This window comes from Leifsonia xyli subsp. cynodontis (assembly GCF_050632205.1).
GTDB lineage: Bacteria > Actinomycetota > Actinomycetes > Actinomycetales > Microbacteriaceae > Leifsonia > Leifsonia xyli_D.
Window position 1 is genome coordinate 1,495,830 of sequence record NZ_CP192578.1, and the last position, 20,858, is coordinate 1,516,687.

The 20,858-nt window shown below is 70.2% G+C and carries 17 protein-coding genes and 1 pseudogene; 4 read left to right on the top strand and 14 right to left on the bottom strand.

Features of this window, described 5'->3' with window-relative positions:
* The first annotated feature begins 3 nt into the window (after positions 1 to 3).
* Positions 4 to 588, top strand: a complete 585-nt coding sequence (locus ACQ86M_RS07410) for a type IV toxin-antitoxin system AbiEi family antitoxin (protein ID WP_431247593.1) — start codon at positions 4 to 6, stop codon at positions 586 to 588.
* A gap of 6 nt (positions 589 to 594) precedes the next feature.
* Here the strand turns inward: ACQ86M_RS07410 and ACQ86M_RS07415 are convergent, their stop codons facing one another.
* From ACQ86M_RS07415 to pdxS, 11 genes are all read right to left on the bottom strand, one after another.
* Positions 595 to 2,841 carry a RelA/SpoT family protein gene (locus ACQ86M_RS07415; RefSeq protein WP_431218116.1) on the bottom strand — a complete coding sequence of 749 codons (2,247 nt, stop codon included), beginning with the start codon at positions 2,839 to 2,841 and terminating at the stop codon, positions 595 to 597.
* A 67-nt stretch (positions 2,842 to 2,908) separates the two neighbouring features.
* Positions 2,909 to 3,277 (bottom strand): rhodanese-like domain-containing protein, encoded by a 369-nt coding sequence (locus tag ACQ86M_RS07420; RefSeq protein ID WP_431247594.1) that lies wholly within the window; start codon positions 3,275 to 3,277, stop codon positions 2,909 to 2,911.
* A 9-nt stretch (positions 3,278 to 3,286) separates the two neighbouring features.
* Positions 3,287 to 4,306, bottom strand: a complete 1,020-nt coding sequence (gene secF / locus ACQ86M_RS07425) for a protein translocase subunit SecF (RefSeq protein ID WP_431218118.1) — start codon at positions 4,304 to 4,306, stop codon at positions 3,287 to 3,289.
* Positions 4,306 to 6,036, bottom strand: a complete 1,731-nt coding sequence (gene secD, locus ACQ86M_RS07430; protein ID WP_431218119.1) for a protein translocase subunit SecD — start codon at positions 6,034 to 6,036, stop codon at positions 4,306 to 4,308. The genes secF and secD overlap by 1 nt, the downstream gene beginning before the upstream one ends.
* Before the next feature lie 63 nt (positions 6,037 to 6,099).
* Positions 6,100 to 6,531 (bottom strand): preprotein translocase subunit YajC, encoded by a 432-nt coding sequence (gene yajC / locus ACQ86M_RS07435; RefSeq protein WP_431218120.1) that lies wholly within the window; start codon positions 6,529 to 6,531, stop codon positions 6,100 to 6,102.
* Between the two features lie 58 nt (positions 6,532 to 6,589).
* A complete protein-coding gene (ruvB, locus tag ACQ86M_RS07440) occupies positions 6,590 to 7,627 on the bottom strand; it encodes a Holliday junction branch migration DNA helicase RuvB (RefSeq protein ID WP_431218121.1) in 1,038 nt (345 codons plus the stop codon).
* Positions 7,624 to 8,247, bottom strand: a complete 624-nt coding sequence (gene ruvA, locus ACQ86M_RS07445; protein WP_431218122.1) for a Holliday junction branch migration protein RuvA — start codon at positions 8,245 to 8,247, stop codon at positions 7,624 to 7,626. The genes ruvB and ruvA overlap by 4 nt, the downstream gene beginning before the upstream one ends.
* A complete protein-coding gene (gene ruvC / locus ACQ86M_RS07450; RefSeq protein ID WP_431221442.1) occupies positions 8,244 to 8,834 on the bottom strand; it encodes a crossover junction endodeoxyribonuclease RuvC in 591 nt (196 codons plus the stop codon). The genes ruvA and ruvC overlap by 4 nt, the downstream gene beginning before the upstream one ends.
* A 15-nt stretch (positions 8,835 to 8,849) precedes the next feature.
* A complete protein-coding gene (locus ACQ86M_RS07455) occupies positions 8,850 to 9,614 on the bottom strand; it encodes a YebC/PmpR family DNA-binding transcriptional regulator (RefSeq protein WP_431218123.1) in 765 nt (254 codons plus the stop codon).
* A 15-nt stretch (positions 9,615 to 9,629) separates the two neighbouring features.
* Positions 9,630 to 10,256, bottom strand: a complete 627-nt coding sequence (gene pdxT / locus ACQ86M_RS07460; protein WP_431247595.1) for a pyridoxal 5'-phosphate synthase glutaminase subunit PdxT — start codon at positions 10,254 to 10,256, stop codon at positions 9,630 to 9,632.
* The gene (pdxS, locus tag ACQ86M_RS07465; protein WP_431247596.1) at positions 10,246 to 11,157 is read right to left on the bottom strand and encodes a pyridoxal 5'-phosphate synthase lyase subunit PdxS; all 912 of its coding nucleotides are present in this window, start codon (positions 11,155 to 11,157) and stop codon (positions 10,246 to 10,248) included. Before pdxS ends, pdxT begins: the two co-directional genes overlap by 11 nt.
* Before the next feature lie 115 nt (positions 11,158 to 11,272).
* Here pdxS and ACQ86M_RS07470 point away from each other — a divergent pair.
* Together ACQ86M_RS07470 and pdxY are read left to right on the top strand one after the other, a co-directional pair.
* Positions 11,273 to 12,579, top strand: a pseudogene (locus ACQ86M_RS07470) (aminotransferase class I/II-fold pyridoxal phosphate-dependent enzyme).
* A gap of 55 nt (positions 12,580 to 12,634) precedes the next feature.
* Positions 12,635 to 13,486, top strand: coding sequence for a pyridoxal kinase PdxY (gene pdxY, locus ACQ86M_RS07475; RefSeq protein WP_431218127.1), 852 nt, complete (start codon positions 12,635 to 12,637; stop codon positions 13,484 to 13,486).
* Between the two features lie 138 nt (positions 13,487 to 13,624).
* Here pdxY and ACQ86M_RS07480 read toward each other — a convergent pair whose 3' ends face one another.
* Both ACQ86M_RS07480 and thrS read right to left on the bottom strand, forming a co-directional pair.
* The gene (locus tag ACQ86M_RS07480) at positions 13,625 to 14,215 is read right to left on the bottom strand and encodes an HIT family protein (protein WP_431247597.1); all 591 of its coding nucleotides are present in this window, start codon (positions 14,213 to 14,215) and stop codon (positions 13,625 to 13,627) included.
* Positions 14,203 to 16,185 carry a threonine--tRNA ligase gene (gene thrS / locus ACQ86M_RS07485; protein ID WP_431247598.1) on the bottom strand — a complete coding sequence of 661 codons (1,983 nt, stop codon included), beginning with the start codon at positions 16,183 to 16,185 and terminating at the stop codon, positions 14,203 to 14,205. Before thrS ends, ACQ86M_RS07480 begins: the two co-directional genes overlap by 13 nt.
* Positions 16,186 to 16,414: 229 nt before the next feature.
* On the opposite strand from thrS, the gene ACQ86M_RS07490 reads away from it, so the two are divergent.
* Complete coding sequence (locus tag ACQ86M_RS07490) at positions 16,415 to 18,673, top strand: cell wall-binding repeat-containing protein (protein WP_431247599.1); 2,259 nt, start codon at positions 16,415 to 16,417, stop codon at positions 18,671 to 18,673.
* Positions 18,674 to 18,767: 94 nt separating this feature from the next.
* On the opposite strand, the gene ACQ86M_RS07495 is transcribed toward ACQ86M_RS07490, so the two are convergent.
* The gene (locus ACQ86M_RS07495; RefSeq protein ID WP_431247600.1) at positions 18,768 to 20,840 is read right to left on the bottom strand and encodes a S53 family peptidase; all 2,073 of its coding nucleotides are present in this window, start codon (positions 20,838 to 20,840) and stop codon (positions 18,768 to 18,770) included.
* Positions 20,841 to 20,858: the final 18 nt, after the last annotated feature.

Here is a 20,858-nt window from a genome sequence, read left to right on the forward strand (position 1 = left end):
TCCATGACCTGGATCACGCCTCCCCTGCTCGACACAAGCGTCCTCCCCATGGTGGAACTGCTCGCCCTATGCCTCGACGGCCACCTCTATCGGGTGGGTGACCTCTTCGCCCTGGCGGACACTCCAGACGGTCCCGAGCTGCGCGCGCACGCGTTCGCGCGCTCGACGCCCGGCTGGCTGGTCGCCGACCGCGGCTCGGCCGCCTGGATCCACGGCACGCGAGCGTCACCCCCGCCCGTCCCGCAGGTGTGCGTGCCGCTGCAGCGCCGCGGCGGGGTCTCCTCGCCCGCGGTCGACGCCTGCCATCGCTCGCTGCCTCGCGACGACACGGTCGAACTGGGCCCGATCCGCGTCACCACGCCCGCGCGCACGGCGACCGACCTGCTCAGCACACCGGGCCGATTCGGCGCCGGGCAGGCCCTCGAGGTGCGCCACCTGCTCGCGCTTGGCGAGGTGACCCCGGCCGAGCTCGACGAACGGCTACGCACGAGCCGGCGTAAGGGATGCGCGCTCGCACGCAGCCGGCTGCCCGCGGTCGCGCGAGCGGCGCTGCCCGAGCCGGCAGGCGCCTCGGCGGCCGGCCGGTGAGCGGGCTCAGCCTCCGCTGACGCGGTAGACGTCGTAGACGGCGTCGATCCGGCGCACCGCGTTGAGCACGCGGTCGAGGTGGGTGGTGTCGCCCATCTCGAAGACGAAACGGCTCAGAGCCAACCGATCGTTCGACGTGGTGACCGTCGCAGAGAGGATGTTCACATGGTGCTCCGACAGCACGCGCGTGACGTCGCTGAGGAGGCCCGAGCGGTCGAGCGCCTCCACCTGGATCTGAACCAGGAAGACGCTCTTCGAGCTGGGCGCCCACTCGACGTCGATCATGCGGTCGGGCTCCTGAAGCAGCGACTGCACGTTGTGGCAGTTGGCCTGGTGCACCGAGACGCCCTGGCCGCGGGTGATGAAGCCGACGATCGGATCGCCCGGGACCGGAGTGCAGCACTTGGCGAGCTTCACCAGGATGTCCGGGGCTCCGCGTACGAGCACGCCGGAGTCGCTGTTGCGGAGCTGGCGGCGGGCCTTGACGGGGATCTCGAGCTCGCCGTCCGACTCGACCTCGGTCTGCAGCGACGCCACGATCTTCTCGATCATCGACTGCGTCGAGATGTGACCCTCGCCGATCGCGGCGTAGAGCGCGGAGACGTCCGGGTACTTGAGAGACGAGGCGACCTCGACCAGCGCATCCTGCGTCATCAGCTTCTGCAGCGGGAGGTTCTGCTTGCGCATCGCGCGTGCGATGGCATCCTTGCCCTGTTCGATCGCCTCGTCGCGGCGCTCCTTGGTGAACCACTGGCGGATCTTGTTCCGGGCGCGGGGGCTCTTGACGAAGTTGAGCCAGTCCTGGCTGGGGCCCGAGTCCGGGTTCTTCGAGGTGAAGATCTCGACGACGTCGCCGGTGTTGAGGCTGCTCTCCAGCGGCACCAGCCGGCCGTTGACCTTCGCGCCCATGGTGCGGTGCCCGACCTCGGTGTGCACGGCGTAGGCGAAGTCGACCGGGGTCGCGCCCGCGGGCAGGCCGATGACCCGGCCCTTCGGCGTGAAGACGTAGACCTCCTTGGCGCCGATCTCGAACCGGAGCGAGTCGAGGAACTCGCTCGGGTCGGCCGTCTCGGCCTGCCAATCCGAGATGTGGGCGAGCCACGCGAGGTCCGTGTCGAACTTCGCCGGGCCGCCAGAGCTCTTGCCGGTCGTCTGCTCCTTGTACTTCCAGTGCGCGGCGACACCGAACTCGGCGCGCTGATGCATCTCTTCTGTACGGATCTGGATCTCGACCGGGCGGCCCTGGGGGCCGATGACGGTCGTGTGCAGCGACTGGTACAGGTTGAACTTCGGGGTCGCGATGTAGTCCTTGAAGCGCCCGGGCATCGGCGTCCAGCGGGCGTGGATCTGGCCGAGCACGGCGTAGCAGTCGCGCACGGTGTTCACGAGCACGCGGATGCCGACGAGGTCGTAGATGTCGTCGAACTCGCGGCCGCGCACGACCATCTTCTGGTAGATCGAGTAGTACTGCTTCGGCCGGCCGACAACCTTCCCGCGGATCTTCGCCGACTTCAGGTCGTCGTTGATCGCGTCGATCACCTGCTGCACGAGGCGCTCGCGCTCGGGAGTCCGCTGCTTCACGAGGCTCTCGATCTCGGCGTAGAGCTTCGGGTACAGCACGGCGAACGAGAGGTCCTCGAGCTCCCACTTGATCGCCTGGATGCCGAGCCGGTGCGCCAGCGGGGCGTAAATCTCGAGGGTCTCGGTCGCCTTGCGAGTGGCGGAGGCGGCGGGCACGAAACCCCAGGTGCGCGCGTTGTGCAGGCGGTCCGCCAGCTTGATGATCAGCACGCGGATGTCCTTCGACATCGCGACGATCATCTTCCGTACGGTCTCGGCCTGGGCGCTGTCGCCGTACTTGACCTTGTCGAGCTTGGTCACGCCGTCGACGAGCATGGCGATCTCATCGCCGAACTGGTCGCGCAGCTCGTCGAGGGTGTACTCGGTGTCCTCCACGGTGTCGTGCAGGAGCGCGGCGGCGATGGTCTTGGCGCCGATTCCGAGGTCGGCGATGATCTGTGCCACGGCGACCGGATGCGTGATGTACGGCTCGCCCGACCTCCGCTTCTGGCCGCGGTGCGCACGCTCGGCGACCGTGTAGGCCCGCTCGATGAGCGAGAGGTCGGCCTTCGGGTGGTGCATGCGCACCGTGCGCATCAGCGTCTCGACGGCGCCCGACGGCTGCGCCCGCGAGAAGATGCGGGGAACCAGACGGCGCAGGGAAGCGCTCTGCGATGTCGTCGTATCAGCCATGCGCGCCTCCTGTCGTCCATTATGACCGGTTGTGAACACCGTTCTGTCACGGTGAACGCCGATGGCCCTAGACGATCGCTCCTGGCGTACCGTCGTCGCGCAGCACCGGGCCTCCGCCCGCCTGCCACGCGCCCATTCCGCCCGCCACGTTGGCCGCAGGATAGTTCGCCTCGTTCAGGGCGTCCGTCACCATGCGCGATCGGGCACCCGTGCGGCAGATCACGAGGATCTGCCGGTCCTCCGGCAGTTCGTGCTGGCGCAGGCCGAGCTCACCGAGCGGGATGTGGTGGGAGGCGGGCGCGTGGCCCGCCTCCCACTCGAAGTCCTCGCGCACGTCGAGCAGCCAGGCCGCTCCCCCGTCGGTCAGCTCGCGCGCACGCGCGGCGGACACCTCGTCGTCGGCTAGGAACCCGGTAGGGGCGGAGGCGTCGGTCATCCGGTGGGGCTACTCCGCGGCCGTCGCGACGGCGTCGGTCTTGACCGCGGCCTTCGGCCGGATCGAGCGCACCTTCTGGTCGTGCTTGCGGATCGCCGGCTCGCCCTCGCGGAACTGCGAGTACATCGGCGCCGCCAGGAAGATCGTCGAGTACGTACCCACGATGATGCCGATCAGCAGCGCGAGCGAGATGTCGCGGAGCGTCGCCGCACCGAGGGCGTACGCACCGATGAACAGGATCGACGCGACCGGCAGCACAGCCACGACGGCGGTGTTGATCGACCGCACCAGCGTCTGGTTGACCGCGAGGTTGACCGCCTCGGGGAACGTCCGGCGGGTGAGCTCCAGCTCCTCCTTGGTGTTCTCCCGGATCTTGTCGAAGACCACGACCGTGTCGTACAGCGAGTAGCCGAGGATCGTCAGGAAGCCGATCATCGTCGCGGGCGACACCTCGAACCCGACCAGCGCGTAGATGCCGGCCGTGATGATGAGGTCGTGGAACAGCGAGATGATCGCGGCGGCCGACATCTTCCAGGTGCGGAAGTACAGCGCCATGGCGATGAAGGCGAGGAGCAGGAACACGACGAGGCCCTGGATGGACTGCTGGGTCACATCCGCACCCCACGAGGGTCCGATGAAGGTCGCCGAGACCTCCGTCGGGTCCACGTCGTACGCCTTGGCCAGCGCGTCGGACACCTGGCGGGTCTGCGACTCGGAGAGCTGGTCGGTCTGCACACGCACCGCGTTGTCTCCGACCACGCTGACGTGCGAGACGGCGTTCGGCACGACGCTCGTGACCGCGGCCTGCGCCTTGGTCGTGTCGGTGCTCGAGACCTGGCTGATCTGGAACTGCGACCCGCCGCGGAACTCGATCGAGAAGTTGAACCCGCCCTTGATGACCGGGATCAGGATGGCGAGCACCACCATGACGGCGGCGATCGCGTACCAGACCTTCCGTCGGCCGACGAAGTCGATCGACCGCGCCCCGGTGTAGAGGTCGTTACCGAATTTCACGAGACGGCTGGCCATCAGGAGTCCTTCCCCTCGGTCGAACGATCCGAGGACGCCGAGGCGCCAGCGAGCTCAGCCGCCTTGCGCTCGGCGATCGTCTGGCGGCGAGCCGCCTCCTTGCTGCTGCGGGCGGCCGTGCCGGCCCCGACGACGGCCGCCGGTGCACGGAACTTCGCGGCCCCGCGGTACACCGCGCCGAGCGCCTGCGGGTCGAGACCGGAGAGCGGATGACCCGAGCTGAAGAACCGCGTACGGGCCAGCAGCTGCAGCGTGGGATGCGTGAACAACAGCACCACGATGACGTCGATGATCGTCGTCAGTCCCAGCGTGAACGCGAACCCGCGGACATTGGCCGCGGCGAGCACGTAGAGCACGACAGCGGCGAGCAGGTTGGTCGCCTTCGACGCGTAGATCGTGCGCCGGGCGCGTCCCCAGCCCGCCTCGACAGCGGATTCGAGCCCGCGTCCGTCGCGCAACTCGTCGCGGATGCGTTCGAAGTAGACGATGAACGAGTCGGCCGTGAAGCCGATCGCGACGATCAGGCCCGCGACGCCGGCGAGCGAGAGCCGGTAGTCGTAGTGCCACGACAGCAGCGAGATCGTCAGCCACGTCAGCACACCGGCGACGACGAGCGAGAAGATCGTCACCAGGCCGAGCAGGCGGTACTGGAAGAACGTGTAGATGGCGACCAGGATCAGGCCGATGAGACCGGCGATCAGACCGGCGAGCAGCTGCGAGGTCCCGAGCGTCGCCGAGATCGTGTCCTGGCTCTGCACCTTGAAGCTGAACGGCAGCGCGCCGAACTTCAGCTGGTCGGCGAGGGCCTTCGACGTCGTCTCGGTGAAGTTGCCGGTGATCTGCGGCTTGCCGTCGGTGATGGCCGCCTGCGTGGTCGGGGCGGAGATGACCTTGCCGTCGAGCACGATGGCGAACTGGTTCTGCGATCCCTGCAGCGCGACGAGTCGCGTCGTGACGTCGGAGAACGCCTTCGTACCGGCGTCGTTGAAGACGATGTTCACGGCCCATTGACCCGTGGTGACACCCTGCGAGCTCTGCACCAGGCCGGCGCTCGCATCCTTGATGTCCTGGCCCTTCACCTCGACCGGTCCGAGCAGGTACTTGACTGTGTTCTGGTCGTCGCACGTGATCAGCGGCTGGTCGGTCGGGGCGGAGCTGGAGGTCTTCTTCGCATTCGCCTTGCAGTCGTAGGCGTCGAACTCGGCCTTCAGCTTCGGCGTCACCCAGGCGAGGTCGCTGCCGTTGGTCGGCTTGGTCGACGGGGTGGCCTGGAGGCCCGGGGCCGGAGTCGGCGCGGGCGTGGACTTGCCGTCGGCGCCCACGACCTCGTTGGTCGGTCCGCCGGCGATGAGCACGGGACGGAAGTCGAGGCGGGCGCTTGACTTGACGCGGTCGAGCGTCGCCTGGTCCGGCTTGCCGGGCAGCGACACGACGATGTTGCGCGAACCCTCTGTGGAGATCTGCGCCTCGGAGACGCCGGAGGCGTCGATGCGCTGGCGGATGATCGAGACCGCCTGGTCGAGCTGCTCCTGCTGCACGGACTGGCCGTTCTCGACCTGCGGAGCGAGGATGATCTGCGTCCCGCCCTCCAGGTCGAGCGCGAGCTTGGGCAGCCACGTCGCGTTACTGAACAGGACGCCGGCCGTGAGGGTGCCCAGGAGCACCACCACGATGACGCCGAGCCACGTCAGCGAACGCCAGGCTTTCTTGACCGGGGTCGACTTTGCCACCTAGGTACTCAGCTTTCTACGAGTGCTCCGACGCCTCCCGGGCGCCGGAGCACAGGGAATGTGTCAGTCGTCGCTCGCGCGCTTCTTGGTCGTGTCGTCGAGACGCTCGCCGTACTCGGGCGCGACGGTGTCGGTGCCCTCGGCCGGGATGGCGTGGTCCTGGTTGAGCTCGACGGCCGGACCGGTGGCGGCGACATCGCCGTCCGTCCCGGTCTCAGCGACGGCCTCGTTGGGCTCGACCACGCGGGCGAGCACCTGGCGGTGCACCTTGACCGTGTGGCCCGGGCTGGTCTCGATCACCGCGGTGTTGTTCTCCTCGTCGACCGAGAGAAGCGTTCCGTAGAGACCGAAGTTGGTCATGACCTCGGCGCCGGGCACCATCTTCGAACGGGTCTCCTCCTGCTCCTTGCGCCGCTTGCGGCTGTTGCGGAACATGAAGAAGACGAGGGCCGCCAGGATGACGACCATCACGATGGTCAACGGGTCAAAGACCATGGGGAGTTGCCGAACCTTTCAATGGGGGGCAAGGGGTTGGCCGAACGGCCAGCTTGGATTATATGTCATCGATCAGTGTCGGAGGCTGGGAGGAATCCTTCGCGCGGCTGGGGATCCCCAGGTGCCGCCACGCGGCCGCCGTCGCCATGCGGCCCCGGGGGGTTCGCGACAGCAGCCCGATGCGCACGAGGAAGGGCTCCACGACCGATTCGATCGTCTCCGCCTCTTCGCCGACGGAGACGGCCAGCGTGTTGAGCCCGACCGGTCCCCCGTCGAATCGCTCGAGGATGACGTGCAGCACGGCGCGGTCGAGCCGGTCGAGGCCGAGCGGGTCGACGTCGTACAGCTCGAGGGCCGCCCGGACCGCCGCGATGTCGCCCCGTCCGCCGTGCACGAGCGCGTAATCGCGCACCCGGCGGAGCAGCCGGTTTGCGATGCGAGGGGTGCCGCGGCAGCGTCCGGCGATCTCGGCCAGCGCCTCGCGGTCGATGTCGAACTCGAGCATCGCCGCCGCGCGCGACAGCACCTGGGTGAGTTCGGCCTCGTCGTAGAACTCGAGGTGCGCGGTGAAGCCGAACCGGTCGCGCAGCGGGTTCGGCAGCAGCCCCGAGCGCGTCGTGGCTCCGACGAGGGTGAACGGCGCCAGGTCGAGCGGGATGGATGTGGCTCCCGCCCCCTTGCCGACCATGATGTCGATGCGGAAGTCCTCCATCGCGAGGTACAGCATCTCTTCCGCCGACCGGGCCATGCGGTGGATCTCGTCGATGAACAGCACCTCGCCGGGCGTCAGCGACGACAGCAGGGCGGCGAGGTCGCCGGCGTGCTGGATCGCGGGCCCGCTCGACAGGCGCAGCGGCCGGCCGCTCTCGTGCGCGACGATCATGGCGAGCGTCGTCTTGCCGAGGCCGGGAGGGCCCGCGAGAAGGATGTGGTCGGCCGTCCGCTCCTGCATCCGCGCGGCGGTGAGCAGCAGCTGCAGCTGCCCGCGCACCTTCGCCTGCCCGACGAACTCGGCCAGGTTGCGGGGGCGGAGGGCGCCTTCGAACGCGAGTTCGGACTCCGACTCGAGCTCAGGCGCGGTCAGGTCGTCGGTCATCGTGCCCCCTGCTGCTGGGCCGGACCGAGCCGGGCGAGGGTCAGCCGCAGGAGCGTCTGGACGCTGTCGCGCTGCTTCTCGTCGGTGTCGGCGACGACCTCGGCCACCGCCTCGGACGCCACGCGCTCCGGCCAGCCGAGCCCGACCAGCGCGACCAGCACGCTGTCGGCCACGGAGGAGGGGGCGCCGGCGGTCTTGGCGACCGGGGCCGGCCGGCGCACAGCGGCCAGCTTTCCGGTCAGCGACACGACGATGAGCTTCGCGGTCTTGGGCCCGATTCCGGACACCTTGCGGAAGGGCGCATCGTCGTCGGCGGCGACGGCGGCCGCGACGTCGTCCGGCGAGAGCACCGCGAGCACGCCGATCGCCGACTTGGGGCCGACGCCGGAGACGCCGTTGAGGAGTTCGAACACCTCCAGGCGCTCGCGGTCGGCGAAACCGAACAGCTGCAGCGCATCCTCTCGCACGATGAGCGAGGTGTAGACGAACGCCTCCTCGCCGACACGCAGCGACAGGGCGTGGTCGGGGGTGAGCTGGACCGCGAAGCCGACGCCGCCCACCTCGATGACGGCGGTGCCGCCGCTCGCCGAGAGCACGGTACCGCGGAGGGAGGAGATCACCGTGCCAGCCTACGGGGAGCCGCCGACGCCCGGGTGGAGCGCTCCGCGGCGCGCCATGCCGCCTGCGCCGGGGTCAGCGACGTGCCGCTCGCTCCCCCGGCATCCGGCGCCACGGGGCCGCCGCGCCAGGCGTGGCAGATCGCGATCGCGAGCGCATCCGCCGCATCCGCCGGCTTCGGCGCCTCGTCGAGCCCGAGGATGCGCGCGACCATCGTCTGCACCTGCTTCTTGTCCGCCGAGCCGTAGCCGGTGATGGCCGCCTTGACCTCGCTCGGGGTGTGCAGGCCGACGGGCAGGCCGCGCTTGGCGGCGGAGTGCAGCGCGACGCCGCTCACCTGCGCCGTGCCCATGACGGTGCGGAGGTTGTGCTGCGCGAAGACGCGCTCGATCGCGACGACCGCCGGGCCGTGCTCGTCCAGCAGCGCCTCGATGCCGGTGCCGACCGCGAGGAGCCGCTCTTCCAGCGCCATGGCCGGCGGCGTCCGGATCACGGTCACGTGCACGAGCGTCGCGCGGCGGTCGGGTCGCACATCCACGATCCCGACGCCGCAGCGCGTCAGACCCGGGTCGATACCGAGCACCCGGATCGTCATGGTCGCGGTCTACTCGTCGTCTTCGTCGAGCTGCGCCTGCACCTCGGCGCTGATGTCGAGGTTGGTGTAGACGTTCTGCACGTCGTCCGAGTCCTCGAGCGCGTCGATCAGGCGGAACACCTTGCGCGCCACCTCGGCGTCGGCCTCGACGTTGACGGTCGCGACGAATTCGGCGTCGGCGGAGTCGTAGTCGATGCCCGCGTCCTGCAGCGCCGTGCGCGCGGCGACCAGGTCGGAGGCCTCGGTGAGCACCTCGAAGCTCTCGCCGCGGTCGGTCACCTCTTCGGCGCCGGCGTCGAGCACGGCGGCGAGCACGGTGTCCTCATCCACTCCGTCCGCGTGCGGCACCACGATGACGCCCTTGCGGTGGAAGTTGTACGCCACGCTGCCCGGGTCGGCCATGGTGCCGCCGTTGCGGGTCATCGCGGTGCGGACCTCCGCCGCGGCGCGGTTCCTGTTCTCGGTGAGGCACTCGATCAGCAGGGCGACACCGCCCGGGCCGTAGCCCTCGTACATGATCGTCGTGTAGTCGATGGACTCGCCCGTGAGGCCGGCGCCGCGCTTGATCGCGCGATCGATGTTGTCGTTCGGGACCGAGGTCTTCTTGGCCTTCTGCACCGCGTCGACGAGCGTCGGGTTGCCGGACAGGTCGGCGCCGCCGGTCTTCGCCGCGACCTCGATGTTCTTGATCAGCTTGGCGAAGGACTTCGCGCGGCGGGCGTCGATCACCGCCTTCTTGTGCTTGGTCGTTGCCCACTTGGAATGCCCGGACACTGGTGCTCCCTCGTCTTACGTCTGAAAACTCGTCCATTGTACGCGAGCCGCATCCCGGACCTTGGTCAGGAAGTACTCGTGGAACCGCGTGTCCCCGGTGATCTCCGGGTGGAACGAGGTGCCGATCAGGTTGCCCTGCTCGACCGCGACGACCCGGCCGTCCTCGACCTGCGCCAGCGCCGTCGCCTTCTCGCCGATGCTCTCGACGATGGGCGCGCGGATGAACACCGCATGCATCGGCTCGTCGCCCACGGCGGGGACGTCGAGGTCGGTCTCGAACGAGTCCACCTGCGAGCCGAACGCGTTGCGCCGCACCGCCACATCCAGTCCGCCGAGGCTCTGCTGGCCCTCGATGCCGTCGAGGATGCGGTCGGCGAGCATGATGAGGCCGGCGCAGGTGCCGTAGACGGGCAGGCCGTCGGCGATGGCCTCGCGCAGGGGCTCGGCGAGGCCGAACGCGCGGGAGAGCTTGTCCATCACGCTGGACTCCCCGCCCGGGATGACCAGGCCGCCGACCTCCGCCAGCTCGGACGCGCGGCGCACGGGCACGGCGTCGGCGCCCAGGCCCCGCAGGACCGCGAGGTGCTCGCGGAAGTCGCCCTGCAGGGCGAGGACGCCGACCTTCGGTCCGTTACCAGCCACGCTCGGCCAGGCGATGCGGGGCGGCCAGATCGGAGACGTTGATGCCGACCATCGCCTCGCCCAGGCCGCGGGAGACCTCAGCGATCACGGACGGGTCGTCGTAGAAGGTGGTGGCCTTGACGATCGCGGCGGCGCGCTGCTCCGGGTTGCCCGACTTGAAGATGCCGGAGCCGACGAACACGCCGTCCGCGCCGAGCTGCATCATCATCGCGGCGTCGGCCGGGGTGGCCACGCCGCCCGCGGTGAACAGCACGACCGGGAGCTTGCCGGTCTCCGCGATCTCGCGCACCAGCTCGTACGGCGCCTGCAGCTCCTTCGCTGCGACGTACAGCTCATCCTTGGTCATCGCCTTCAGCGCGTTGATCTCCGACGTGATCTTGCGGATGTGCTTGGTCGCCTCCGACACGTCGCCCGTGCCCGCCTCGCCCTTCGAGCGGATCATCGCGGCGCCCTCGTTGATGCGGCGGAGCGCCTCTCCGAGGTTGGTGGCGCCGCAGACGAAGGGGACGGTGAACTGCCACTTGTCGATGTGGTTCACGTAGTCGGCGGGCGAGAGCACCTCGGACTCGTCGATGTAGTCGACGTCGAGCGCCTGCAGCACCTGCGCCTCGACGAAGTGCCCGATGCGGGCCTTGGCCATGACCGGGATGGAGACCTCGGCGATGATCGCCTCGATGAGGTCGGGGTCGCTCATGCGGGCGACGCCGCCCTGGGCGCGGATGTCGGCCGGGACGCGCTCCAGAGCCATGACCGCGACGGCGCCCGCGTCCTCGGCGATGCGTGCCTGCTCGGGCGTGACGACGTCCATGATGACGCCGCCCTTGAGCATCTCGGCGAGGCCGCGCTTGACCCGGCTGGAGCCGATCGTGCCGCTCTGCGTGCCCTGTCCACTGTCTGTCATGATCGCCCTCTCGTGCGGCACCGCACGCACTCGTGCGGTACAAAGTCGGTTTTGGCCTATGCCGAAGATAGCATCCTCTCCCCCGCCGGATAGACTCACTCACGTCGGGAGGGACATGGAGCAGACCATCACGGGCACGACGGCGTCCGAGATCGCGGCGAGCGTGCGCGCGCTGCACGAGCGCGGCGCCCTGCGCGCCGGCGACGCCCTTCCGCCGGTGCGCGAGCTCGCGGCGCAACTGGGCGTGAACCGCAACACCGCCGTCGCCGCGTACCGCCTGCTCGCCCAGGCCGGCGTCGTGACGGCCCGCGGGCGTGCCGGAACCGTCGTCGCCGGGCTCGCCGCCGTCGCCCAGGAGGGCTACGCACCCGACAGCGTTCTCCGCGACATCGGCACCGGCAACCCGGACCCCGCGCGCATCCCCGACCTCTCCTCGGCCCTCGCCGGCGCGATCGGACGCCCGGTGCTCTACGGCGAGCCCGTGATCGACCCGGCCCTGGAGGAGCGCGCGCTCGCCTGGGTCGGCGACGACCTGCCCGGGCGCCCGGTGCGGATCACGGTGACGAACGGGGCTGTGGATGCGGTCGAGCGGCTGCTCGCGCAGGCGCTGCTCCGCGACGACGCCGTCGCGCTGGAGGATCCGTGCTTCCTGGCGAGCATCCACACCGTCCGGCTGGGCGGCTACCGCGCGGTCGCGGTGCCGGTGGATGCCGAGGGCATGACCGTCGACGGGCTGCGGGCCGCCCTCGGGGCGGGCGTCCGGGCGATCATCTGCACCCCGCGCGCGCAGAACCCCACCGGCGCGTCGCTCTCCCCGACCGGGCGGCGGCGCTGCGCGAACTGCTGGCCGACCATCCGTACGTGCTCATCATCGAGGACGACCACTTCTCGATGCTCTCGCAGCGCCCGTACGAGACGCTCATCGGGCCGGAGCACCGCCGCTACGCCCTCGTCCGCTCGGTGTCGAAGTCGCTCGGCCCCGACATGTGCCTGGCCGTCGCGGCGACCGACCCGGAGACCGCCGAGCGGCTCTCCTTCCGGCTGAGCCCCGGGACCACCTGGGTCAGCCACATCCTGCAGCGGCTGGTGCTCGCACAGCTGACCGACGAGACGGCACTGGCCACCGTGGATGCGGCCGGCCGCCACTACGCCGGACGGAACGCCGCCTTCGCCGCCCAGCTGACGGAGCGCGGGCTGCCCACGGCGGCCGGCGACGGACTCAACCTCTGGGTCGAACTGCCCGTCGCGGCGCGGGCCGTCGCCGACCGGCTGATGCGGCGCGGATGGCTGGCGCGCACCGGCGACGAGTTCGTGCTGGGCGAGCATCCGGAGCCGTCGCGGCACCTGCGCCTGACCGTGCACGACCTGACCGAGGACGAGACCGCGCGGCTGCTCGACGACCTGACCGACGCCGCTCGGTGAGCCGCCGCCGGGCCGCGCGCGTCGTGACCCTCTCACGGGATGAGAAGATCGAAGGATGAAGATCCTCTCGATCCAGTCCGCGGTCGCCTACGGTCACGTCGGCAACTCCGCCGCCGTCTTCCCGCTGCAGCGCATCGGCGTCGAGGTCATGCCCGTCTACACGGTGAACTTCTCGAACCACACCGGCTACGGCGCGTGGCGCGGTCCGCTCATCTCGCCGGACGACGTCCGCGACGTGATCACCGGCATCGAGGAGCGCGGCGTGCTGGGCCAGGTGGATGCCGTCCTCTCCGGCTACCAGGGCAGCGAGGGCATCGGCGACGTGATCATCGACGCCGTCGCCCGCGTCAAGGCCGCCAACCCGAGCGCCGTCTACGCGTGCGACCCGGTGATGGGCAACGCCAAGTCGGGCTGCTTCGTCGCCCCGGCCATCCCCGTGCTGCTGCGCGAGCGCGTGGTGCCGGTCGCCGACATCATCACGCCGAACCAGTTCGAGCTCGGCTTCCTCACCGACACGGAGCCGGACACGCTGGAGTCGACCCTGGCCTCGGTGGATGCGGCGCGCGCGATGGGCCCGCGCACCGTGCTGGTGACGAGCGTCGAGCGACCGGATGCGCCGGCCGACACGATCGAGATGCTCGCCGTGGACGACGCGGGCGCCTGGCTGGTGCAGACGCCGCGCCTCCCGATCAAGGCCAACGGCTCGGGGGATGTGACGGCCGCGCTGTTCACCGCGCACTACGTCCGCACGGGCGACGCCGAGCTCGCGCTGCGCAAGACCGTCTCGAGCGTGTTCGACCTGATCGCCCGCACCCTCGAGTCGGGCGAGCGCGAGCTGCAGCTCGTCGAGTCGCAGGAGTCGTACGCTCACCCGCGCGAGCAGTTCGCGGTGCGCCAGGTCCGCTGACCCGCGCGCGCTCCGGTGCCGCCCCCGCTCCGGCTCCCCGCTTCCCGCTTCCCGCTTCCCGCCGAGTGGTGACATCTGGTCGCCACTCGGCGGGAATTCGCGCCATTACTCACCACTCGGCGAGCGACCGCCGCGCGGCTAGGGGCGCGGCCAGGCGGCCGCCAGCGACGCGCGGACCTCGCCGAGCAGCTGCGGCAGCGCCTTCGTGCGCGCGATGATCGGGAAGAAGTTCGCATCCTGAGCCCACCGCGGCACGATGTGCTGATGGAGGTGCGCCGAGATGCCGGCTCCGGCGACGGCTCCCTGGTTCATGCCGATGTTGAAGCCGTCGTTCTTCGACACCTCGCGGATGACGCGCATCGCCGTCTGCGTGATGCTGCCGACCTCGGCGACCTCCTCCGGCGTCGCCTCGTCGTACTGCGCGATGTGGCGGTACGGGCAGACCAGCAGGTGGCCGCTGTTGTACGGGAACAGGTTGAGCAGCGCGTACGCGTGCGTTCCCCGGGCGACGATCAGCGCATCCTCGTCGCTCATGCTCGGCGCGACGCAGAACGGGCAGTCGTCATGACCCGGATCGCCCTGCTGGATGTAGACCATCCGGTGCGGGGTCCACAGCCGCTGGAACTCGTCCGGCACCCCGACGAGGTACGACGGGTCGTCGACGCGGACGGGACCGTCCGTCACGTCCGCGCCGGCGCCGTCGTATGAGCCGAGGTTCAGTCGTGCCATGCCGTGTCGACCAGCTCGTGGCTGCGGATGCTCTCCACGATGCGCTCGATCGCCTCATCCACCGTGACGCCGTTGCGCTGCGTGCCGTCGCGGAAGCGGAAGCTGACCGTGCCGGCCGATGCGTCCTCTTCGCCGACGATCAGCTGGAACGGCACCTTCGCCTTGGTGTGCGTGCGGATCTTCTTCTGCATCCGGTCGTCCGAGTGGTCCACCTCGGCGCGCACGCCGCGGGCGCGCAGCCGCGAGATGACGTCGTCGAGGAACGGCGCGTACTGGTCCGCGACGGGGATGCCGACCACCTGCACCGGCGACAGCCAGACCGGGAACGCGCCCGCGTAGTGCTCCAGCAGGATGGCGAAGAAGCGCTCGATGGAGCCGAGCAGCGCCCGGTGGATCATCGCCGGCTGCTTGCGCGTGCCGTCGGCCGCGTTGTACTCCAGCTCGAACAGCTCCGGCTGGTTGAAGTCGAGCTGCACGGTCGACAACTGCCAGGTGCGGCCGATCGCGTCACGCGCCTGCACCGAGATCTTCGGCCCGTAGAACGCGGCCCCGCCCGGGTCGTCCACGAGTTCGAGCCCGGACTCGATCGCGACCTCGCGCAGCGTCTCGGTCGCGGTCTCCCACGACTCGTCGCTGCCGACGTACTTGTCCGGATCCTTCGTCGAGAGCTCGAGGTAGAAGTCCGTGAGGCCGTAGCCGCGCAGGGTCTCGAGCACGAACTCGAGCTGGCGCGCCACCTCCTCCTTGATCTGGTCCTCGGCGACGTAGATGTGCGCGTCGTCCTGGGTGAGACCACGGACGCGGGTGAGGCCGGACAGGGTGCCGGACTTCTCGTAGCGGTACACCGTCCCGAACTCCGCGAAGCGCAGAGGCAGCTCGCGGTAGCTGCGCCCGCGCGCACGGAAGATCAGGTTGTGCATCGGGCAGTTCATCGGCTTGAGGTAGTAGTCCTGCCCCTGCCGGGTGATGTTGCCCTCGGCGTCACGCTCCTCATCCAGGTGCATGGGCGGGAACATGCCCTCCTTGTACCAGTTGAGGTGCTGGCTGGTCTCGAAGAGGTGCGCCTTGGTGATGTGCGGCGTGTTGACGAGCTCGTAGTCGTTGGCGATCAGCCGATCGCGCATGTAGTCCTCGATCTCCTTGCGGATGATCCCACCCTTGGGGTGGAACACCGCGAGACCGGACCCGATCTCCTCCGGGAACGAGAACAGGTCGAGTTCGGCGCCGAGCTTGCGGTGGTCGCGCTTGGCGGCCTCCTCCATGCGGGTCTGGTACGCGCGCAGCTCGTCCTTGCTGGGCCACGCGGTTCCGTAGATGCGCTGCAGCTGCTTGTTCTTCTCATTGCCGCGCCAGTAGGCGGCGGCGACGCGGGCGAGCGCCCAGCCGTTGCCGATCATCCGGGTGTTCGGGAGGTGCGGGCCGCGGCAGAGGTCCTTCCAGACCGTCTCGCCGCTCTTCGGGTCGACGTTGTCGTAAATGGTGAGCTCGCCCGAGCCCACTTCCACGCTCTCCGTCTCGTCGAATGCGGCGGTGTCGCCGTGCTGCACGCCGCCCTTGAGGCCGATCAGCTCGAGCTTGTACGGCTCGGCGGCGAGCTCGGCGCGCGCCTCCTCGTCAGTGACGACGCGGCGCACGAACCGCTGGCCCGCGCGCTGGATGCGCTGCATCTCCTTCTCGAGGGCCTTCAGGTCCTCCGGGGTGAACGCGTCGAGCACGTCGAAGTCGTAGTAGAACCCGTCCGTGATGGGCGGCCCGATGCCGAGCTTGGCCTCCGGGTTGATCGCCTGGACCGCCTGCGCGAGCACGTGCGCGGTCGAGTGGCGCAGGATGCTGAGCCCGTCCGGCGAGTCGATGGTCACCGGCTCGACGGCGTCGGTGGTCGTGACGGTCGTCGCGAGGTCCTTCAGCTCACCGTTGACGCGCATCGCGACAACGGAACGGTCGGTGAAGAGCTCGAAGCCGTCGGCCACCTGTCCACTCCTTGAGTCGTTGAATCGGGGAACCCTCCAACTCTAGCCGGGTGCGCACGCGGCCCGCCGCCCGCGTCCGCTTCGGCGACACGGCACTTGTGGCCCGTTCGGGTGCATGCGCTCGCTTGGGGCAGATCGTAGACTGAACCGGCCTGCCCAGCCCGACCAGCTTCCGGACGGACCCGAACCGACGGACACCACACCTCCCCGACAAGAGCGGATGTCCACCATGAGAATCGGTACTCTCGCGACCGGAGCACTGCTCCTGTCCCTCATCGGAGTCACGCCCGCTCAAGCGGCGATGGCCGAACCCGTCGCGGCTCCGGCCGCGACCAGCACCCCGGCGCCGGATGCGTCGACCCCGGCTCCGACGGACTCGTCGAGCCCGGCCCCCACGGCCGCGCCGACCCCGACCATGGCGGCCCCGACGCCCACGCCTGCGCCCGCCCCCACCACCTCCACCCCCGCGGCCGACCCGTCGCTCTCGGTGCAGGACGCCGCGGGCGACCACGCCATGGGCTCCACGGTCGAGGCCGTCGAGGGCCCGGCGGCCGGGGCGCGGACGATCACGCCGAAGGCGGCCCTCGGGGTCGGCGGCGTGGCGGGCATGGACATCAGCGGCTGGCAGCCCACGGTCGACTGGAACTCCATGTGGGCGAACGGCGCGCGTTTCGTCTACATCAAGACCACGGAGAGCACCGACTACACCAGCTCGCACTTCCCCTCGCAGTGGGCCGGCGCGACGAGCGTCGGGATGATCCGCGGCGCCTACCACTTCGCCACGCCCAACACGACGGACGGCGCGACGCAGGCCCGCTACTTCTACGCGCACGGCGGCAGCTGGGCGCCGGACGGACGCACCCTCCCGCCGCTGCTCGACATCGAGTACGCGACGGACGGTAGCGGCACCTGCTGGGGCCTCTCGACCGGGCAGATGTCGGCGTGGATCCGCGACTTCGTCGGCACGATGAAGTCCCTGACCGGGATCGAACCGGCCATCTACTCCACCGCCAACTGGTGGAACCAGTGCACCGGATCGAACAACACCTTCGGCGCGTACCCGCTCTTCGTCGCGCGCTACGGGACGAGCACGCCGGGCGCCCTGCCCGCCAGCTGGCTGAACTGGACCATGTGGCAGTACGCCAGCTCCGGCGTCTTCGCGGGCGACCAGGACATCTTCAACGGCTCGTACGCGCAGCTGCAGCAGTTCGCCTTCGGCGCGAACAGCCACCCGCCGATCGGCGCGTACGACACCGCGTCGGTCTCCGCCGGCAGTCCGTTCACCGTGACGGGCTGGGCGTTCGACCTCACCAACCTGGGCGCGCCCGTCCAGGTCAAGGTCGACTGGAGCACCCCGGCCGGCAACACGACGACGACCACGACGGCGAGCCTGTCCCGACCGGATGTGGGGGCCGCCTACCCGCCGGCGGGCGCGAACCACGGCTTCACGACCTCCGTGCCGTGGGCGGGCTCTGGCCAGTACGGCGCGTGCGTCACCATCCTGGCGCTCCCCGGCGACAAGGCCGGCAACACCTCCCTCGGCTGCAAGACCGCGTTCACGTCGCCGGCGTCGCCGACGACCCCGCCGGCCCAGCGCCTGACCGGATCCGACCGGTTCGAGACCGCCGTCGCCATCTCGCGCGACCGCTACCCGTCCGCGGGCGTCCCCGTCGTCTACATCGCCTCGGGCCTCGACTACCCGGATGCGCTGGCCGCCGCCCCCGCGGCAGCCGCCCAGCGCGGGCCGGTGCTGCTCACCACCAGCGTGAGCATCCCGCCGTCGACCCTCGCCGAGGTGCAGCGCCTGCAGCCCAAGAAGATCGTGATCGCCGGAGGCAGCAACGCCGTGAGCGCCTCCGTCGCATCCACGCTCGCCGGGATCGCCCCGGTGACGCGCCTGGGCGGCAGTGACCGCTATGAGACGGCCCAGAAGATCGCGGCGTACGCGTTCCCCAACGCCACCAAAGCGTACGTCGCCACGGGCTTCGGCTTCGCGGACGCCCTCTCGGCCGGACCGGTCGCCGCGAAGCTCGGCGCGCCGCTCCTCCTCGTCGGAACGCCGACCTTCGACGCGGGCACCGCGGCCTTCTTCGCCTCACGGTCGATCACGCAGGCCGTGGTCGTCGGCGGCACGAGCGTCGTCTCCGCCGGCTGGGTGCAGGGCGCGCAGGCGGCCGGCATCAGCGTCACCCGCGTCGGCGGGTCGTCGCGCTTCGAGACCAGCACGCAGATCACGGCGACCGCCTTCAGCACGAACGGCGGCTCGAACGTGTACCTCGCCTCGGGCGTGAACTGGCCGGATGCGCTGGTCGCGGCGGCCGCGGCCGGGTCCGTCCCGAAGCCCCTGCTGCTCAGCAACACCGGCTGCGTGCCCCGCACCGTCGGCGACCAGCTCGTGCGGCTGGGAACCACATCCCTCAAGGTCGTCGGCGGCACCAGCGCCCTCACCTCGGACGTGAACACCCTCTCGGTCTGCTTCGTCGGCTGACCCTCGGCGACGCTCGCGCCTCCCGGGCACACGATTGCGCCCCCTCCCGATCCGGGAGGGGGCGCCTTCGTCGTTGCGGCGGGGTGCCGCTTGGTTACTTCGTGATACCGGCGAAGAAGGCCGAGCCGTTGGGCGTGCCGACACCGGTCGCGGTGTCGTATCCCTTCGTGCTGTGGAGGGTCTGGTCCGGCTCCTCCTGCGTGCGCAGGCTGTAGCTCAGACCGCCCGCGGCGTTCTCGCTGTTCACGTAGTTCACGCGGAGGACGGACGGCAGCGGCGACTGCACGGTCGTCCCGAACATGTCCGCCTGGTCGACGTCGTAGAACGCCGAGCCGCCGGCCGCGTACGCCGCGTAGATGCGCGGGTTCAGGAACCCGAGCGGGGCGCCGGCCACCTGGTTCGCCACGGCGGCGATGCCCGCGGTCAGCGGGGCGGCAACCGACGTGCCGCCGATGCGGTACTCGTCGTAGTACGTGCCGTCGCTGAACGCCTGCGTCTGGCCGACGAGCAGTCCGGTGTTCGGGTCGGCGAGGGCGCTGATGTCGGGCACCAGTCGACCGGAGGCCGTTCCGACCGCCGCGGCCTGGTAGCCGGGCTGCGCGAACAGCCGGCTCACGCCGCCGCCGCCACCGCCGTTGAACCGCCCGGGCAGCGGAGCCGCCAGGGTGCCGTCCAGCTCGTACGGAGCGCTGGTGATGTGGTCGGTCGGCGTCGCGGTGACCGGGTCGAGACCGGTCTGCCAGCCCACCTCGAACGACCGCGTCCATCCGGTGCGGTTCAGCGCCGACGACGGGTCGTCGATCGCCGAGTAGCCGAGCCCGCTGACTGCGGCCGTCGGGACGACGGAGGCGGACGAGCCGCCCACGGCCGTCACGAACGGGCTGTCCGCGTAGAAGTCGACCGTCGGGGTGCCGAAGTTCTGCACCTCGTCGCCGCTGTCACCGCTCGAGACGAACACGCCCACGCCGGTCGCGGCCGCCTCGATGAAGGTGTTGTTCAGGCTGATCACGAAGCCGCGCGGGACCGCCTCGCCGGCGAAGCCGTAGCTGATCGAGAGGATGCTCGCCAGGTGCTTGTCGACGATGTGGTTGATCGACGCGTCGAAGTCCTGGTAGGCGTTCGACGATGCCACGTAGAGCAGGCTCGCGCCCGGAGCGGTCGTGTGGATGGCTTCTGCGTCGAGCGTCTCCTCGCCGTAGTAGTCGCCCGGGACCTGCTGCGGCGTGTCCGGGTGCTTGTACACGCCCGGTGCCACCATCTGGGTGATCTTCGGCGCCGGCAGGTTGTGCAGGCTGCTGTACTTGGTCACATCCTGGACCAGCGTCGGGCTGGCGTTGGCGCCGACGAAGGCGACCGTCTGACCGGCGCCGGTCGCGGCCACCGAGTCGAGGCCGTACAGTCCGCGCACCTGGGCGGGCGTGTAGCCGCACGGGGCGATCGGCTTGGTCGTCGTCCCGTACGCGGGTGCGTTGGGCATGGCCACCGTCTTCTCGCCGTACCAGAGCGAGCACGGCTGGCCGGCACGGAATCCGGCCGACGGTGCGCCGTGGTTCTGCTTGGGCCCGTTGCCGTTGCCGTCCGTGCTCGTCGGCTGGATGAGCGACGCACCCTGGTCGAGGCCCACGACGCTCTCCACGACGCCCGCCAGCGACGACGGGACGGTGACGGCGGACTCGGGCGCCCGGAGGGTGGTCCCGTATGCGCTGTACTCCCCCAGCGTGACCGCGAACGCGCTCTGCGCCTGGGCGACCGTGCCCTCGGCAGCGACGTACCGGTTGTTGCTCGGGGTGTCCACGATCGAGAAGCCGGCGCTGCGCAGGAACTGCTGCACCGCCACGACGCTCGACTGGCTCGGAGCGAACTGCTGCCGGAACGCCTGCGGGCTGAGGAACTTGCGATAGCTGGAGGAGCCCGGCGTCGACACATCGAGCGCTGCCTTCGCGGCGGCATCGACGTTGCGCCACGGCAGGTAGACGCGGATGTCGACCGGGTCGGTCGCCGGCGCCGCCGAGCGCAGCGCTTTCGCGTTCGCCCAGGCCGGCTGGCTGCCCGGCAGGGCGTTCCTGCCCGGGGCGGCTGCGGCCGGCGTCGCGGCGGCAGCGGCAAAGAGAAGGGCCGCGCCGGCGGTGACGGCTGCGGCCCTGAGGGTTCTGGTTGTCGTGCGCATGATGTCCTTTCATCGATG

What these genes read in the sequence shown, in the direction of transcription:
- ruvB (WP_431218121.1), bottom strand. Translation starts at nt 7,627, where the DNA reads ATGACCGACGACCTGACCGCGCCTGAGCTCGAGTCGGAGTCCGAACTC.
- pdxS (WP_431247596.1), bottom strand. Translation starts at nt 11,157, where the DNA reads ATGACAGACAGTGGACAGGGCACGCAGAGCGGCACGATCGGCTCCAGC.
- secF (WP_431218118.1), bottom strand. Translation starts at nt 4,306, where the DNA reads ATGGCCAGCCGTCTCGTGAAATTCGGTAACGACCTCTACACCGGGGCG.
- ACQ86M_RS07490 (WP_431247599.1), top strand. Translation starts at nt 16,415, where the DNA reads ATGAGAATCGGTACTCTCGCGACCGGAGCACTGCTCCTGTCCCTCATC.
- ACQ86M_RS07415 (WP_431218116.1), bottom strand. Translation starts at nt 2,841, where the DNA reads ATGGCTGATACGACGACATCGCAGAGCGCTTCCCTGCGCCGTCTGGTT.
- ACQ86M_RS07495 (WP_431247600.1), bottom strand. Translation starts at nt 20,840, where the DNA reads ATGCGCACGACAACCAGAACCCTCAGGGCCGCAGCCGTCACCGCCGGC.
- ACQ86M_RS07420 (WP_431247594.1), bottom strand. Translation starts at nt 3,277, where the DNA reads ATGACCGACGCCTCCGCCCCTACCGGGTTCCTAGCCGACGACGAGGTG.
- pdxY (WP_431218127.1), top strand. Translation starts at nt 12,635, where the DNA reads ATGAAGATCCTCTCGATCCAGTCCGCGGTCGCCTACGGTCACGTCGGC.
- ACQ86M_RS07480 (WP_431247597.1), bottom strand. Translation starts at nt 14,215, where the DNA reads ATGGCACGACTGAACCTCGGCTCATACGACGGCGCCGGCGCGGACGTG.
- ACQ86M_RS07410 (WP_431247593.1), top strand. Translation starts at nt 4, where the DNA reads ATGACCTGGATCACGCCTCCCCTGCTCGACACAAGCGTCCTCCCCATG.
- yajC (WP_431218120.1), bottom strand. Translation starts at nt 6,531, where the DNA reads ATGGTCTTTGACCCGTTGACCATCGTGATGGTCGTCATCCTGGCGGCC.